This is a genomic window from Flavobacterium algoritolerans (genome assembly GCF_030010385.1).
GTDB lineage: Bacteria > Bacteroidota > Bacteroidia > Flavobacteriales > Flavobacteriaceae > Flavobacterium > Flavobacterium algoritolerans.
The window spans coordinates 738,614-756,019 of the sequence record NZ_JASCRZ010000001.1; the positions used below are offsets into that span (position 1 = coordinate 738,614).

Here is a 17,406-nt window from a genome sequence, read left to right on the forward strand (position 1 = left end):
AGTTTTATTCAAAACAACATTTAAAGTTAATACGAGAATGTATAGATCACTAATTCATATAATGAATTGTTTTGACCAATATGATTCTTGATAAAAAAATAATTATTGGATTATTCTTGTTTTTTTAATACTGTGTTGTCAGTAAATTTAAAAGTATAATCGCTGTACTCTTCCCAAAATTCTTTAGATATTTTCGATACCAAAACATCTCGTGTTGTCTTACCTGGGTAAATAATAATATTTTCTTTATTCATCGAAGTAATTAATAAACTCCATCCTTCTATAACACCTTTGACATAGGAGGGATCTTTTATTACATATTTCTCTAATTCTTTATTTTCTTCCTTATTCAGATCTTTAGGGGATATATAAACCATTAAAACATATTTCTCTTTATTTTTAAGTAATAAATGCCTTTCATTTAATTCAAATAAACCTATGGTTGAACGTTTCTTTTCAAAATTATAAATATCATTTTTTTTCTTTCCTAAAGAAACCCTCTCTTCGATATATAAACCAAGTCCTTCATTTATTAGTAGAGGACTTTGAGAAAAAAGAGATGTTAATCCATTACTGTACGAGTGAAGTATTTTAGTTTTATCATTAACTTTTTGGATTGTCTGTCTATCTAAAAGATTAAACAATCTTTGGGGAATCAATGGATATAAATTAGAAACAATATCGTATTTATCATCAAAAGGATTCCATTCATCAGTACATATCAATATATCAAATTCTGAAAATGAACGTCTTTTTTTGATCAAGTTTGTTTTAATCAGATTTTCTTGTTCTATTGAAATATTGGAATTCTCAATGTTAATTTTCTTAGCTGAAATTAATTTTGTCAGTATCATTTTTTTTGAAAGAACATCAAGAGTTGATAAATTAAAATTAATTAAAGTGATTTCTTTTGATGATAAGAATTCTTTTATGGAAAGTTGTTTATTCAATACATTAGATAACTTCTCCCAAATTATGTTTCCATATTCAGTATCTGATAAGTTATTTATAAAAAGTACATCTGCAAACCCGATTTTTTCAAATACGTATTCCCATAATAAATGAAATTCTTTATCGGTGGACATGAATTTATATTTCTCAATATGATTTTTAGTTGTTTCTATAATTACTTTGATTAATAATTTAGAAATTTCTTCTGCAACTTTTTCGCATTTTTCGGGATAGTCTACTATTGATGTTCTATCAACAGACAATTGAGGTCTTAATTCTCCAGTGAAATTTATAATTCCATTGTTATGGAGTTCATGTGAGTAATAATTATCGATACGAATCGAATTATTATTATCTATAAATATCCCATCAATACTAAATCCCCTGCTACCAACTTCTGGTGTTATATACATATTTTCAAGAATGAACCCTTTTTTGGGAAGGGTTAAAGTAGTTCTGTATTCAACACCATCGCAATTTATTAAAAGTGGGTAATTTTCAATAAACTGCTTTATTTCATTGTATTTTTGTTTTAAAGGATAAAAACGACCACGATTATTTAAATAATCAAGTAAATAAGAATCTTTTTCTTGGAGTTCCAATTGTTTATTATTGATATCAATCAAGATCGGTTTTGATAAGAGTTTTATACTTTCTCCATTTTCTACTCCGATTTTTACAATTATATTATCCGGAATAATTTGAACGAAATGATCAATTTTATTGTACAAATGTTCATTCCAATTTTCAAAAAGCGGAAGATACGAATCGAACTCCTCAGGTAAATTAATATTTATTCCAAATAGTAAAAGTCCTAATTTTTCTATCTTGCTATTATTCAATACGTTTTGATTTTCACTATTAAGTAAAATTCTGACTATTGTTCCAGATGTAGGTAGTTTTTCTTTTTCTAATGATAAAGTCTCTTTATAATAAAAATGCTCATGCGGTCCATTAATTGAACAGGAAATCCAATCATCATTTTTTGTTTTGGTCGTAATTTCTATTTTATCTCCAATCATAAAGCAGGAAAGAATTCCTATTCCAAATTGAGAAGTTGGAGTGAAATTTCCTCCCCAATTAGCCTGTTGTTTGTAAAAATCAGATGATTTATAATAGGAATTACCAATTTTTAAAAGGTATTTTTCAATTATGTCTTTTGTCATACCTATACCATTATCAGTACAGGTTAAATACACCTTATCTCCCTCTTTTTCAATATTAAATTCAATTTTACCTTCAGAAATAATATTAGAAAGATTGTTTTGTGACAACATACAGCGACAGGCATCTAGTGAGTTCTGATAAAGTTCTCTAAGGCAGGCAAATTTATCTTTGTATAATCCAACTCCCATCAATAGTTCTAAAATCTTTTTTTGATTCAAAGAAAAATTCAAGCCTCTTTTAGGTAAAAAGGAATCATTATCGTTAACAATATTTATTCTATCTACTTTGTCTTGCAGATTATAAATATAGCTTTTTTCCCACTGTCTTTGAAACTTAAAATAGTTTTGAATCTCAGATTCAATCCAGTCAATATATTCGTGTAATTTAAAATATGTATCAGGGTTTTCGCAGTAAGCTCTAAATGATATTTTGCCATTTTCAATTGAATAATTCGCTCCACTGTTTTTTATAGCCCATTGTTGAAAACTATATTCTGATTTAAACAATCTTGAAGTACGTAAATCAATTGGTGCTCTGTCATAACTAAAGTGAATTACATCTCCAAGTCTTAGCATTATGGCTACAAATTGTAAGTTAGCACTATCTGCACCGTAATATTGTGCGTTGACGCTAAAACTATTGATAAAGCTTGCATCTTCACCATGTGATCTACAGATTAAAGCTAAATCATGTGCCAATTTTTTACCCCATGCGGGTTGTTCAAATGCGTTGCCAAACAAAATATCTAAATTTTTTATATAAGCTTCAATTCTAGAATGATGTGTTGCTCTAATAAAATCAATTCTAATGAAATCATTCAGTTCTTCAAATTCAGCTTGATTTTTTACTTTCTTTAATTGATCTGCAAAACCATTTCTGAAATGTTGATACTCAACCAGTAAATTGCCGAGATATTTAATTAGATCATCTTCGCTATTAGGACTAAATATCCACCGTTGTACATCACCTTCAAATATTTTATAGAGTTTGTCTTTTCTTTCTTTAATTAATTCAATTGCAGACGATAATTTTAATGGTGTTTTTAAATCATGTTTTATTGAAAAATCAGATGCAGAGTACAAATCATTTCCCTCGGTTAATTTCATTGTATTTATTTCCCAATCAGATGGAGCCATTGCACAGTCGTGAAAAAAAGCAGAAAGATGTAACAAGAATAATTCATATGATGATAATGAATTTAAGGTTTCATCCCCCAAAAGAAGTTCTATATTAGAGATTACTTTTTCACTATGTTTTTCATCATGAATGTCAAATTCAGACAGGATAGTTATAATTCTTTTAAGGTGTACCCTTGATTTTTTTTCTAAATCATCCGCTAAATTATAAAGTTTGAGATCTATTTTGACTTCATCATTAGCATTATTACTTCTTTGTTTTAATATCTCAATAATTCTCATAGTGTTATTTTTTCTGATTACTATAATTCCCCAATAAACTCCAAAAAGCTTTTGGCTGAATGACAACCCTCAATGTTTTTGGTTAAGAAAACCATAAAATATTGTGGTTTTATCCTTATTCTACAACCCATTTCTGGTTCTAAAATGTTTTGACTTTATATCTTCATTATCCAGAAAATCTCCTTTTGTTTCCACTAAAATAATATTGTCTATCTAGATGTAAAAAATAAAGTTGGGTTAAAAAGTACTGTCGATGGAGTTTATTTGATAAATCTTGAAATAGACCTTGGTTTGAAATCACCCCAAGGCATTAGACGTTGTTTAGGATAGGATATAAACAAAAATCTTTTGGAGCGAGTAAAGGCAACGTAAGCGTTATTTTTTTCTTGTTGTAATTCTAGTCCTCCTTTATTCACAGCCCTGTAATCAGGAAATGTACCTTCATCCATTCCTATTATAAACACAATATCGCTTTCCTGACCTTTCATGGTATGGACAGTACTTAAAGTAATACCATTTTCATTTTTAGGATGATTTGTAATCCCTAGTGAGATTGAGTTTTTAAAACCGCTCAAAGTTCTTTTTTGATTCTTCATTTGATAAGTTTTCCAATTACTATCAAATTCATCGATATCCTCAATAATAAGTTTTCTATCATCGTCTGTTAAACCATCAACTTTATTTTCTTCAAACAATTTTCTAAACTTTTTAATTTCTAAAGAAAGATTATCTATCGTTAGAGTATTTACAAAACTTAATGAATATATTGACTCAGGAAACTTAGATGATTTAATTATTTCTTCATCATATACATCTGATATATTGAGTAACTTTTCAAGCCTACTCAAATGGAGTTTGTCAGAAGGATTTATTTTTATGCGAAAATAGTAATCGAAAATTTGCATAAGGGTACTACTAAACTTCAAACCTATATTTCCACTTTTATAAAAATAAGGTATTTTATTTTCTTTTAGCGATGACTCTACATTTTTAAAAACGTATTTATTTCTGGCTAAAATTGATATATTATCGTAATTAATTTCTCCCTCAATGTCTTTATGTTTTTTTAATTCGATTAACTTTTTGATTTTATCAACAACGAAATTTGCTTCTTCCTCTTCATTTAACAAGCCATTTATTTCAAAAATTCCATCGATGACGTAATTAACTGCTTCAGCTTGTAAGCCCATCAATTTATTTGATGCTTCAATAACACTTCTTGAACATCTATAATTTTCAGTTAGTGTATAAACTGTTGTTCCAAAATCTTCTACAAAATCATTCTCCATATAATCGGAGGTAGAACCATTAAAAAGATATATTGCCTGATTTGGATCCCCAACCATCATTATATTTTTATTCTCATTACCTACCAAAGCTTTTAGTAGATAGTATTGGGCTTTATTTAAGTCCTGAGCCTCGTCTAAACACACATATTCGTATGTTTTACGGTAAAGATTAGCAACCGAATCATTATTTATTAATAATTGATAGATTAATAAAATTAGGTCGTCAAAATCTATAGCATTGTTTGACTCTAAGATGTCTTGGTATACTTCATATAAATTACGAAATTCTTCATTTTCAGAATTAGATATAAGCTCCTCAGGAGATATTAATTCTCTTTTGACTTGAGAAATAAAATTCAAAGCTTTGTATTTATATTCAAACAATTGTTTCCCCTCTAAACCGGAATATATCTCTTGAAAATATGGAACTTGAAAAATAGCCTGTTCTATCAATTCGATTCTATCAGAATCTTCTTCAAAAATATGTGGCATTGAAGAGTAACCCAATAATTTAAAGCGTAACTCCAAAATTGATTGACAAAAGCTATGAAAAGTACCAACAAAAACTTTTTCTTTTACCCTTTCAGATGTTCCAAGTCTTTCTTTTAATTCTTCTCCAGCTTTATTTGTAAAAGTAATGGCTAATACTTTTCCCTTAGATATATTAACTATTCGCTTAATCCTTTCAGTTAGAACTCTAGTTTTACCACTACCGGCACTTGCCTTAACTAAATATGCTCCTTCATCAAGATCTACTATTTTTTGTTGATTTTCAGACAATTCAATATTATTCATTTCCTGTTGGATTTAATTTTTTACTAACCTCCTCAAATAGTTCAATAATCTTTGCAGGCATCTCTTTATCACTGTTATATATTAATTCAGATAATATTGGAGGATATTTGGTTTTGCTGTCTGAAAGTAAATCATTCAAGGCTAACAAACGACCACCATCAACGCTATAATCTCTTAAAACATCTTCGAAAATATTTTGATTGCATGTTTCACAAATATTTGCTGTTTTATTGCGATTCTTTAGAGTCCCATCTTTCTCAATAATTTTATCTTCTAGTCTGCCTTGTAGTAATTCATTCAAGCATAATTCTATTTCATCTTGAAAACCACATCTTAATAAATAGTTTTCAAAATCATCTCCATCATCAAAAAAACAAATATTTTTATAATTAAGTAAGTCAATATCTTCAGTTGAGTTAGTGAGCTTCTTTAAATCTTTTTTAAGTTTTTTTAAAATGGGTATTTCTCCGTCACTTAAAACATACCAATTGATTCCTAATTTTTCTGCAAAGTTTATGAAAGGAAAATAATTTCCTCCACCTCCAATACCGACTATATCAATACCTAATTCAATTACATCCTTACCAAAATGTTTCTTAATTAAAAGAGGAAGTGATTGTTCTTCGGTTTCACCTTCACATAGTATTATTGCTTTTGAAAAAAACAGTTCCCCTCTTGTATTAACAACATGTCGTTCAATTTTTCTTATATCCTCCGGGGAGAATTCAGTAACTTCAATTTTTTTGACTTCTACATTTGAATTATTTTTTGTCAATGAGCGTATTTCCTTTAATTCGGCAGAGCCTGCAATGTAACTTGAATGTGTTGAGATGATTTTTTGTCCAGGAATAGATTTTAGTTGAGAATATAATTTCTTTTGCGCGTTAGGGTGCAAGTGTGATTCGGGTTCTTCAATAGCAATAATTGGAAAATACATTTTTGCACTGGCTTCAAACTTTCTCTTGTAATATTGTAAAAATGATTTTAAAACTAATAAAGAAGACCAGCTTCTCGTTCCCATCCCGTGATAATCCATTGAAAATTCAGAATAAGTAATATTAACACCTTTGTTAAGATCCTTTAATTTCTTTGTAAAAGGTGTAAGACTTACTGTGTTTTCTGGATTGTCCATAGCTGTATCAAGCTCTAAAAGAGTTGATTCTATATTTGAAAGTACATCACTACTTTCTATGGTACGTCTATTCAGCTCTTTAATTAATTCTTCAATAGCTTCTTTATCATTGGAATCGTATTCTATTGTAGATAATAATCTACCAAAATAAGAGGTTTTTGATTTAATATCATCCAATATATCTCTATTAGCATCAATGTAGAAAAATGGAATTTCATCAAAATAGAAATTCAAATCCTTATCATATTCGTTTTCGTACCAAGAAATACCTCCATCTTCAAATTTTGCCCACTCGTCAATAATATATTGTTTTTTTCTGTATGTTTTTTTTGAAAAATCTTCTTCAATTATTGTTCGGAAACTAAGAATTTGTTTTCCTTCGTCTGTAAGGGTAATTCTATCAGTTGTTATAACAGAGTGCCAATCATCTTCAAACTCATCGATTTGTGAAAAGTCACCATCAACCGGAATCATAAGTACATCGATGATTATTTTATTAGACATTCTTGCTTCACAATAAAAAAAATCATCAATAGAAATTGATAAAGAATTACTTAAAGCAAGCTGAAGTGCTTTTAAAAGTGTTGTTTTTCCAGAATTATTACACCCTACTAAAATTGTATTAGGCTCAAAATCAATTTCAATATTTTCAAGACCTCTAAAACCGTATATTCTTACTTGCTTTAATAAAATTCCCATATTTTCATTTCTTTTTCTTTAATTAATCGTAATGGATTATCTTTTTCTTGTGAAAGGGAGATTGTTGTTGAAAAAATAGATGTCTTTTTTTTTATTTAAGCATAGTCTAATTAAAGCTTACAACTCCCCAATAATCTCCATAAAGTTCTTGGCAGTATAACAACCCTCCACGTTTTTGTTCTCAAAAACCATAAAATATTTATAGCTATCTCCTGATTTTTCCGCCCACTTTTTACCTAAAACATTTTTTGCTTTGCTGTCGTCATTATCAAGGAAATCTCCTTTGGTTTCTACTAAAATGATGTTTTGCTTTTGAGTATATAATATAAAATCTGGATAGTGATTATTGCTAAATCCGTTTAAGTAAAAACCTTTGTCTTTGGTCACTGAATTTCTGTGCCAAAACAAGACATTTTCTTGTGAAGCAATATCCATTATTAAACGCTGTTCGAAATTATTCATATCGCCTTCACGTTCGTAAAGGGATTTGTCAATTTTTGCCCCTTCTTTGCTATGAACTAATGTTTCTTTGAATTTGAAACTTGGTTTGACAATAATTTTATTGGTATCTAATAGTTTTTTGAATTCCTCTTTAGCGTGTTGATTAGCCAATTCAAGAATTTTGGCTTTTATTTTTCCGACATAAGGGAATTCATTATTGACAGCATCAATAATCTCTTCGGTAGAAAATTCACCAAAAATACGCTCAATGTATTTTTTGATTTCCTGTTCTGGAATAGGAGTCATATTGCCAATTTTACCAACCATAATACTGGTAATGTCTTTGACTTGCCTTTCTTTTGGTTTAGCTACAATAGTGTCGATTAACATTTTTTTTGCCTGCACACTAAATTTAGAAATTATCGCATCTTTCCGAACTTCATCATAATCTACTTTTACAATTTCGGCATTAACATTATTAAAATCAATGTCAATATCTTTTGAAGACAATTTAAATGTGCTCAATAACTGATCTCTGTTTAAGAAAACTTCTCCCTGGCTAAGTTCGTCAAAAATCAATTCACGACTTAAAACATCGGTCTCTAGTTTTTTGTAAAATTGTGGCAACTCGATGCTTTCTGCTACTTGATGAAAGTGTTCGACTATTTTGTAACGCTTTGGTTCTTTTCCCATTTCTCTTAAAAGGTATTCGGTGCTGTCTCCTGTATCTTTTGCTAATCTTGTCTCAAATTCGTTGCCATCAATAATCGCTTTCTTGGTCATTAGATCAAGAGGAGAGTTAGCAACAGGTTTGAAATCTTTCTCTGTTGGATCAAATGGTATTGCATTAACATTGATGTTTGTAATGTCATTATCATCAAATTGGTTGTTAATTTTAACATCGTCTGAACTACCAAACAATTCCTGGTTTAAAGCTTCTTTGTCAGATATTGGAGCAACGGTATTTTCACTGATAATTTCTTCGGCATAATAATCCTTGTTACTGAATCCGGCATCTTGCAATCCTTTTACAATATTGTCTAAGGTTTCATTGAATTTTGCGGAAGCCGTTAATACAAACGACAAATTCAACAATGGTTCTTTGTGTTTCAAGACATAAGGTTGTCGTAGAACCCTCCCTAAAATTTGTTCTACTTCGACAGCGGAAGATTTATCGGCTAATGAAGCCAAAATATATGCAAATGGACAATCCCAGCCTTCTTTTAAAGCGTTGATTGTTATAATGTATCGAACAGGACAGTTTTCGTCCATTAAATCAATTCCTTTCAACTCGTCTAAGCCGCTTACTTTGATTTTGATTTGTTCTTCTGGAATTTTCAATTCCATTAGTTTTTCTTTAATCTTTATATAAGTGGTATTGTCACTTCCTTTGATATTGGATTGTGCCTGAAATAAAATTATTGGTCTTATTTTTTTACCACCATCTAAACTTTCCTGAATAGCTAATTGTTCTAACTGTCTTTGTAAATGTAAGGCACTGTTGATTACTTCTTCTTTTCGGCTATGGTTGTAAACTATCACTGGAAGTTTTACCATATGCTCTTTTTTCAATTCAATGGCATTGACATAACTAACAATATTGCTGTTCTTTTTTGGAGTGGCTGTTAAATCCAGTACAAATGATGGATTAAGGTTTTGTAACATTTCTACACTCAAATCACTTTCGGCATTATGACTTTCATCGACAATAACCAAAGGATTAAGACTGCGGATAATGTTTATCAAAGCGCTTTCGTCGGTATCGGGTAAAACCAAATCTTGTTCGACAACGGTATCTCTAAAGGCTTCTAAAGAACCGTTTTGTTGGTAAATTTTACGGTCGTCTTTTTTCTTGGAATTGATGCGTAAACTACTGAAATTGAACACGAAAATATTTAACTGTTCTGAAACGGATGTTGGATTGAAATTGGCACCTTGTAACAAGCTTTCTTTTTCATATACTTCAACACTATGATTGAATAAAGTGTTTAATTTTTGACGGTATGGATGTGACGAATCCGATAAACTTGAAGCCGTTTGTTGTAATAAATTGCTCCAAGGCACTAACCAAACGACTGCTTTTGGCTTGCTACTGTCGTAAGTGCTAAAAATAGAGTGTATGGCGTTGCAAGCAATGAAAGTTTTTCCTCCAGCGGTTGGGACTTTTATGGCAATGTGCGGTGTGTTGATGATATTCTCTTTGTATGGCACCATTCCGCTGTAAGTTCCATCTAATTTTAATTCATACGCGCCTACTTTATCTTCCCAATATTGTTTGAAAGCTATTGCAGGTTTAGGATGCTTTTGAAGGTATTCTAAAAATAAATCTAAATCTGTGATAACTTGTTGCTGGTAGGATTTTAACTCCATATTTTGTTTTTGTTTTTAGCTATAATGTACTTGTAATGTACTATTAATAAACTATTAGTATGCTTTTAATGTACTTTTAGTATATTTTTTTGATTATTTCATATACAATTTTATATATTTGCACCGAGTTCATCATTCCGTTTGGATGAAGGAAATCGAGAAACGCAAGCCTAGATGCTCTGCGTTTTTTGCTTTTTATCAATATACCACTTCTAATTTTCGTTTGTATTTTTTTAAAAATTTATCTCTAGCTTTATCTTTTCCCTGAACTAAATAGGCAGTAAGCAAATAGTATTCGTGTACTTTTCGAAGCGGTTCCAATACTATCACATATTTTTCTACGCAGTCATAAATATAGGTTCTTATCCCATTTGGTTCTTTTACGGAAAACACTAAAACCTGGTCTTTCTTTTTCTCATCAATGTGAAATTTTATCCAATGCAAACGTTCGCAACGGTCCTTATCATAATCACGCTGCTTTGTTTTTTCGTCAATTGTTTTTGTAGTAAGATGGTAAAAATGTCTATCTAAATCTATTTTATTTTCGTGAGGTGTTGGATTTAGTGGTTTAGTTCTAAAAACAATTCTTTTTTCGGGAACGATATCCCTATCATAGATTTGTCTTAAACAAACTGCCCTTTGTTTTACAGAATAGGAATTGAGCTCCAATAACTGGTTGTACTTTTTTAACAGATTAAACGGCATATTATTGAAGTTCGATAAAAAACATATTAAACAAATTGTCATAAGAAGTTGCATCTAAACTTTGCGTGGTATGATGTTTAATCCTGTCTATAATCTGCCTTTTAGCAATTACTTTTCTGTCGGGGTCATTCAAATTATAGGATAAAGCGCCCATCAAAAAATCGGCAAGCTGAAGTATTGTACTTTCGTGAGACTTGACATTCTGAATGTTTCGAAACACCCCGTATTTAGTATTCAGAATTTCTTTGAGCTTGCCCACTTTGTAAGCGCTCAAACTATCCTTAATATCGATGTACACATTATAAGTGAAGTTGCTTTTAATATTGTGGTTTAAAAGGTAGTAGTACATTTTATAATAAAATGTATCGTAATCCTGATTAAAAGCACCGTTGTTGATTTTATTTTTCCGAACAACAACAGTCCTAAAGCGAAGTTCGGTATCAAAAAAATAATCGACTAATTCTTTGTAAAATTGAAACTGAGAATTGGACACATTAGACCATTTTATTTCACCATAAAAATTGTGCTTTTTCTTTAGGTCGTTTATTCTTTCGGTATGACGTTTTACTTGATTGTATGCCGAACTCACATAGCCCAAAAGCATGAACGCTTTGTGATCGTTTTCGAGATGACAACTTTCATCACAATAAATATTGAATGTTTTTGAAATCATAATGCAACTTTATTTTTTCTTGAAATTTTTAAAGTGGTCGAATTCGACCAATTTAAAATCTTGTAATATCTCTTGGTATTTTTTTGAAAATGATATGATGCTTTAGCATAAAATCTTTTTCGAGCAAACAGTTGTCGGCATAGATGATGTATTGACTGGCTTTGTGTTTTATTTTTGCCATAAAATCATAATCTACTGTGGTTACTCCATCAACAATATAGTAAAAATAATAGTCGGTTTGGTCTTTTGTACCAATACGATAATTGTCCTTTTCTAAATTATCTACCGGAATAAACGTTGTTCTTGTTTCTGAATACCAAATGTATTTTAGGATATTCTCAATTCCGACAGCTTCATTTAGTATGTCTTCTTCGAGAAACAAAGGTTCGCCAAGTTGATAATAATCAAAACTTCCGCCAGTTCCTTCTACTGTTTTTTTATCTTCACCATAACCATTGATTACACGTTTTACACGTTCAGCAGTAATGGTGTTGGCATAATCTTCCATTTCTATCAAGATGAACTTTCTATTGCCTCCGTCTTGTTTGTTTAAGTTTAAAACTGCGTGCGCCGTTGTACCTGAACCTGCGAAACTGTCCAAGATTATGGAGTTTTCATCAGATCCAATTGAAATAAATCTTTTTAATAAATCAACTGGCTTTGGAAAAGAGAATTTTTTATCACCAAAAATGTGTTGTACTTCAGCCGTTCCTTTTCTGCTAGAAACCTCCGTATCTATTTGCATAGATCTCATTACTTTCGAATCTAGTCTCGTTTTTTGAACAATTCGATATTCACCGCTTCCTGTCACATATCCTATAATTTCTTTATTTAATTCACTAGCAGCCTTGGGTTTTCCCCATCTCCACACCCTAGGGATACCCTCCTTTTGAGATACTACAGGGTATACTTCAATCCAATCATTTTTCTTTTCCAATCCTATCTCATAAAAATCATTTTCAATTTTATTATTAGGGTTTAAGTAAAAAGGATAATATAAATTAGGTCGAGTTTCTGGATTAAAGGCTACATTACCATTGTATAATGGATATAAATTAAACTCTCCTTTGTCGTCTTTATACTTAAATTTTTTATCCTCTTCTTTTAGTTGGAAAGTAACTGTTGAGTTATAATTTTTAGAATAAAAAAGTGCATATTCATGAGTTTTTCCAATAGGACCATAATCAATTCCACTTGGAGAAGAGCTTATTACAAAATCTCCTAAAAAGTTTTTTTGCCCAAAAATTTCATCCATCAGTAACTTCAAATGTGCATGCTCATTATCATCAATACTAATAAAAATGACACCTTCTTTTGCCAACAATTTATGAAGCAATTTTAAGCGGGGATACATCATACACAACCATTTGTCATGGCGTGTTAAATCTTCTCCGTCTTTGCCTACTACTTCGCCTAACCATTTTTTAATTTTCGGATGGTTTACGTTGTCGTTATACACCCAACTTTCGTTTCCGGTGTTGTATGGCGGGTCTATATAGATACAATTTACTTTTCCTTCGAATTCCGGCAGCAAACTTTTTAGTGCTTCGAGGTTGTCACCGTGAATAATCTTGTTGCCACTGTTATTGGGTTCGGATTGTTGCACTCCATCAGCAAAGCCGTATTGAGGTTCCAGTATTTTGTATGGTACATCTTGGTGATGGTTGATTACTTTTTCTTTTCCTATCCAGTTTAATGTTGGCATCTTTAAATTTTAAATTACAAATTATGCCGACATGCGGCAGGAATATACATTTTGTAATCTTAAATATAATAGATTACAAAACACATCCTCTAAGCTACAAACATACAAAAAAAGCAATCTATAGTAATATGTTTTGATACAATATAACCAACTGAAATGTAATCAGCTTATTACATTTTAGTCTTTTTGATTGAGTTGTATCTTTCCCGAATTGAGTACAAGGGCTTTCAAAATTATTTAATTCTTTAAAACATAACACGAATAAATTTCAAATGAGTTCCTAGTTGTATTCTACCGAAAATTAACTTTTCGAATTCTATTCTGGAGTTGTCCAGCTCCGATTAATCAAAATAACCACTTAATTCATTTAACAGTTCTTCAAGCGTTTTTGTTTTTTTTAAAATTCCAATTCTTTTAAATCCAGTTCTATCACATTTCGGGACTAATACAGGACTAATTTTTGATAGTGTTTTTTCCAGTATTGTGTTTTTTCCAATTCATGACTATTATTTTTCATCTTGTAAAAACCCCTCGGGAAAATTAGTCAATCGGATATTTACGGTTTGACCTACTTGTATTTTTCCAGAATTCAGTACTGGAATTTATAAATTCGCTAAAATTTTAGAGAATAAAAAAACGAGTTTTTGCAAATGCTTTGCAAAAGAAAAGTAATGTTCGCAAAAGCCCGCATTACCCTCAATCCATATAAATTCCCGTCTAATATTTGCACGTAACAATCAAAATATTAGCCTAATACTCTAAGAAAGAAACGAAAATGCGAAAATGGATATTGATAACTTGTTACAAAGAAATTTATTAGGAGGTCAAGAGTACGAGCCGTTGTTTCCCAAGGTTGATTGTTACAATTACATCTTGAATAATTTATAAAACCAATACAACCTTTTAGTAATAGATGAGAAATATGAATTTAAATCACTGAAATGAGAAAAACCCCGCAATAATAGCGAGGCTCTTCCGTCTTATGAAAACAAATTTTGAATTATTTCTTATTTATATCATGGATTTTAAATTTTGAATTAAAAATTAGTTCTATTCCAAAATTGTCGTTTACTAATCTGGTTCATCTTGCTCAAAGCTCAATAACCCGTCTTCAATAACCAAGTTGTGCAATTCATACATTAGTTTCTCAACAATAACATTCATCTGAAGAGCCTCTTCTTTTTTGAGCTTAGACAACTTATGATGAAGGGTCATATGCTTATCTAAATAAGGAAAGAAATCAGTCCAGAACTGCTCTATTAGAGAATTATACTTTCGTATGTCTGAATCTGCATAGAGACATAACTGCCATAATGTTTGATTAGAAAGATAATTAGGCAGGTAATACGTTTTTACAAAAATGTACGTTCTGCAAAATGACATGAAAAATAATGCAAAAAGGTATTCTAAACCTTGATAGTTTTCTTTATCATCATTGGCTATTGCAAAAAATTGCAGGGCAATATTTTTGGTCGGCTTATAATAAAAATGCAGATCAGCGTGATAAGGATTGTGAGGAACCTCCCAGTGAAACTCAGGAAGATATTTACTCGATGAATATATCAGATATTCGTTTTGAATAATGCTGGAAAAGAAACTCTGATTCTGATACAGATTAGTCTGAATCCAGTAACGGCTGTGGCTTAACAAAACAAAATCATGTTTTCCGTCTATTTTGCTTTTTAGAGATTGAGTGATTAGCTTTAATTTTTCATTACCCGCCCCGACAGCTATAAGCATCAGATAATAAGTCGTTTTTTCGCCGTAGGTAATTTGATGATATAAGTAGATTTCTTCAACTTCTGCCATCTCTAATATAGTTTCTATTGCAGTATCTAAAATTATATTCTCCGGCTTCTTTTCAATTTCATATACAGCCTCATTACTTTCATGCAGTCCTTTCTTTATAAGCTTCTTTAATTCGGCAAGCCTTTTTTCCACAAGAAAATAGAGACTTCGCTGGGCAATTCCAACAGCTTCATACATTTCTTCCTTATAAATTACATCATCATCGGCAGACGCTTCTTTTGCTTTTGTAAATAAATCAGTAAGATAAAATTTGCTGCGGTTGTTTCTCACGAAGTATTTCTGAATATCAGGAATATATTCTATAAGATTGTTGATCCTTTCATCTAAGCTCAGCAAAGCAGATTTACTTCCTAAGTACAGTTCTTCTAAATAGTCAAGATCATATTGAACAAGTCTTGCATAGGATGTAAAAACGCTGTTTGAAGAACCTTCTGAAATGAGATTTTTAATCTGCCACGCATGAAGATCGTGATCGTGGTAAAAATTGTTTTCATACTCATTGAATCTCTTCTTGAATTTTTGCCATTTCTCTGCTTTGAAAATAGAATTTTCGAACTCATTATTCTGGTAGATAACCGCAGACTCACGGCAGTAAAACGCAAGGAAAGGAGAACCTAAAGAATAGTGATGACGAAGTTTTGAGGAGAAGATAAAAGCTATATTAACCTGAAGGTGTTCTTTAACTTTTCTTACCCACTTACTCTGCTGAAGTTTTTGAGCATCTATATTGCTTTCAATATTGATAATAAGACAACTAAATTCCGAATACTGTTGTTTGGTAAAAAATATTTGAATAACATTATACTGATGGGCTAATTGTCTGATTATATTTTCCAAATATTCATTTTCGAGTTTTGGAAAATTAAGTTTTTCTAGAGTTTTCATTATACCGTGTTTTTGAAGATTAGATAAAGGATGTTTTATTCCGTTGCAAGTTCAGTCTGAGCAGTTTTCTTTATTCTCTCAACACCTCTTTCTCTCATTAGTTCCCCCGCATCAAGCATTTTGATTAAATGGATATAAGGTGTCGTCAGGTCGGAGTCAGGATCTACATAATATGGAGACAATGAAAGCTCTGTGATTTCACATAAGAAAAATTCGAACTGTTGTAGTGTTCTCTCTTCAAATGCATTTTGAAGCACCAAAAAAGGATTGTCGAATTCTTCTTTGGTCAGGGAAGAAAGATGAAATACAGTTTCAGAGCGGGAAGACTCTTTTACTTTCCATTTCTTGTCTTTTGCCTTCAGGCAGTAACAGACTTTGAGAAAAGAGCATATAGCAGTGTAAAAGACAAAAGCATTGCAGGGTGCATCCTGTTTGAAAACTTTTCTCTTATAGCAGTGAAGTACTGCTTCACTTAAATTCTGTTTATAATAATCCAGATGTGCAAAATCAAAAATCGCGTCAAACGCCTCAAATGGATTTCCTGCCATAAACCCTGCCCAAAATCTTGTTTCGAAGGATATTTTATTCTTTTTCATACCTTGGAGATTTAATATTCACAAGCGAAGTTCTTCTCTTTAAAGTGGATAATCTATTCGAAAAGCGGATATAATATCTGATAAAAGGGATATTTTACAGGATATTTTTTTACCTTTGAACATCAGACTTTTTAATCCAAATGGCTTTATCTTTGAGCCTTCAGAAAATTGATACTCATTATGGAACAGAAAATACATCAGGGAAGAAACGTAAAACGCTTCAGAGAAATGCTTGGAATTAAACAAGAGGCATTGGCTTATGATCTGGGAGAAGACTGGAATCAGAAGAAAATTTCTATGTTGGAGCAGAAAGATGTAATTGAAGATAATATTCTTAGGCAAATCTCAAATGCACTAAAAATTCCTGTTGAGGCGTTTGAAAACTTTGATGAGGAGCAAGCAGTAAATGTTATTGCAAATACTTTTGGTAATAATGGTATTGGATATCAGAGAAATGATAATCCTACTTTTAATCCTATAGAGCAAGTGCTAAAGATGCATGAAGAAAAAATTGCGTTATACGAGCGTATGTTGAAGGAAAAAGATGAAATGATGGCAAGGCTTGAAAAATTAATCAGTAAATAATTCTAACAATTATTTTGGGAAAATATTATTAGAAAAAAAATCATTGATAAAATATAGTAATTCAACAAAGATACTTTCGAGTCTCTTATTTGCTCCCAAATTTTATTTTTAGGGAATTTCATTTGTCTCAATTCTAAAGTTTAAAAAAAATGTGAAATTTTGTTATCTAAAAAAAGATAACTTTAC

10 protein-coding genes are annotated in these 17,406 nt (G+C 30.9%); 1 reads left to right on the top strand and 9 read right to left on the bottom strand.

Annotated features, from left to right (window positions below; all coding sequences use genetic code 11):
- Positions 1-110: 110 nt before the first annotated feature.
- The 9 genes from QLS65_RS03215 to QLS65_RS03255 all read right to left on the bottom strand — a co-directional run bounded on the left by QLS65_RS03215 (position 111) and on the right by QLS65_RS03255 (position 16,635).
- Positions 111-3,602 carry an HD domain-containing protein gene (locus QLS65_RS03215; RefSeq protein WP_282715159.1) on the bottom strand — a complete coding sequence of 1,164 codons (3,492 nt, stop codon included), beginning with the start codon at positions 3,600-3,602 and terminating at the stop codon, positions 111-113.
- 194 nt (positions 3,603-3,796) lie between these two features.
- Positions 3,797-5,620, bottom strand: coding sequence for an ATP-dependent helicase (locus tag QLS65_RS03220; RefSeq protein WP_282715161.1), 1,824 nt, complete (start codon positions 5,618-5,620; stop codon positions 3,797-3,799).
- On the bottom strand, positions 5,613-7,451 hold the full coding sequence (locus QLS65_RS03225; protein WP_282715163.1) for an ATP-dependent nuclease: 1,839 nt from the start codon (positions 7,449-7,451) through the stop codon (positions 5,613-5,615). The genes QLS65_RS03220 and QLS65_RS03225 overlap by 8 nt, the downstream gene beginning before the upstream one ends.
- A gap of 117 nt (positions 7,452-7,568) precedes the next feature.
- On the bottom strand, positions 7,569-10,262 hold the full coding sequence (locus tag QLS65_RS03230) for a DEAD/DEAH box helicase (RefSeq protein ID WP_282715165.1): 2,694 nt from the start codon (positions 10,260-10,262) through the stop codon (positions 7,569-7,571).
- Positions 10,263-10,460: 198 nt separating this feature from the next.
- On the bottom strand, positions 10,461-10,967 hold the full coding sequence (locus tag QLS65_RS03235) for a hypothetical protein (protein ID WP_282715168.1): 507 nt from the start codon (positions 10,965-10,967) through the stop codon (positions 10,461-10,463).
- Between the two features lies 1 nt (position 10,968).
- Entirely contained in the window at positions 10,969-11,640 is a 672-nt protein-coding gene (locus tag QLS65_RS03240) for a DUF3800 domain-containing protein (RefSeq protein ID WP_282715169.1), read from the bottom strand.
- A 52-nt stretch (positions 11,641-11,692) separates the two neighbouring features.
- A complete protein-coding gene (locus QLS65_RS03245; RefSeq protein ID WP_282715172.1) occupies positions 11,693-13,345 on the bottom strand; it encodes a site-specific DNA-methyltransferase in 1,653 nt (550 codons plus the stop codon).
- 1,071 nt (positions 13,346-14,416) lie between these two features.
- Positions 14,417-16,039 (bottom strand): hypothetical protein, encoded by a 1,623-nt coding sequence (locus tag QLS65_RS03250; protein ID WP_282715173.1) that lies wholly within the window; start codon positions 16,037-16,039, stop codon positions 14,417-14,419.
- A 35-nt stretch (positions 16,040-16,074) separates the two neighbouring features.
- Entirely contained in the window at positions 16,075-16,635 is a 561-nt protein-coding gene (locus QLS65_RS03255) for a hypothetical protein (RefSeq protein WP_282715175.1), read from the bottom strand.
- 180 nt (positions 16,636-16,815) lie between these two features.
- Here QLS65_RS03255 and QLS65_RS03260 point away from each other — a divergent pair, with 180 nt between their 5' ends.
- The gene (locus QLS65_RS03260) at positions 16,816-17,220 is read left to right on the top strand and encodes a helix-turn-helix domain-containing protein (RefSeq protein WP_282715176.1); all 405 of its coding nucleotides are present in this window, start codon (positions 16,816-16,818) and stop codon (positions 17,218-17,220) included.
- Positions 17,221-17,406: the final 186 nt, after the last annotated feature.

Excerpts from the sequence above, each read along its gene's own strand:
- QLS65_RS03235 (WP_282715168.1), bottom strand. The coding sequence starts at position 10,967 with ATGCCGTTTAATCTGTTAAAAAAGTACAACCAGTTATTGGAGCTCAAT.
- QLS65_RS03255 (WP_282715175.1), bottom strand. The coding sequence starts at position 16,635 with ATGAAAAAGAATAAAATATCCTTCGAAACAAGATTTTGGGCAGGGTTT.
- QLS65_RS03240 (WP_282715169.1), bottom strand. The coding sequence starts at position 11,640 with ATGATTTCAAAAACATTCAATATTTATTGTGATGAAAGTTGTCATCTC.
- QLS65_RS03245 (WP_282715172.1), bottom strand. The coding sequence starts at position 13,345 with ATGCCAACATTAAACTGGATAGGAAAAGAAAAAGTAATCAACCATCAC.
- QLS65_RS03220 (WP_282715161.1), bottom strand. The coding sequence starts at position 5,620 with ATGAATAATATTGAATTGTCTGAAAATCAACAAAAAATAGTAGATCTT.
- QLS65_RS03225 (WP_282715163.1), bottom strand. The coding sequence starts at position 7,451 with ATGGGAATTTTATTAAAGCAAGTAAGAATATACGGTTTTAGAGGTCTT.
- QLS65_RS03260 (WP_282715176.1), top strand. The coding sequence starts at position 16,816 with ATGGAACAGAAAATACATCAGGGAAGAAACGTAAAACGCTTCAGAGAA.
- QLS65_RS03230 (WP_282715165.1), bottom strand. The coding sequence starts at position 10,262 with ATGGAGTTAAAATCCTACCAGCAACAAGTTATCACAGATTTAGATTTA.
- QLS65_RS03250 (WP_282715173.1), bottom strand. The coding sequence starts at position 16,039 with ATGAAAACTCTAGAAAAACTTAATTTTCCAAAACTCGAAAATGAATAT.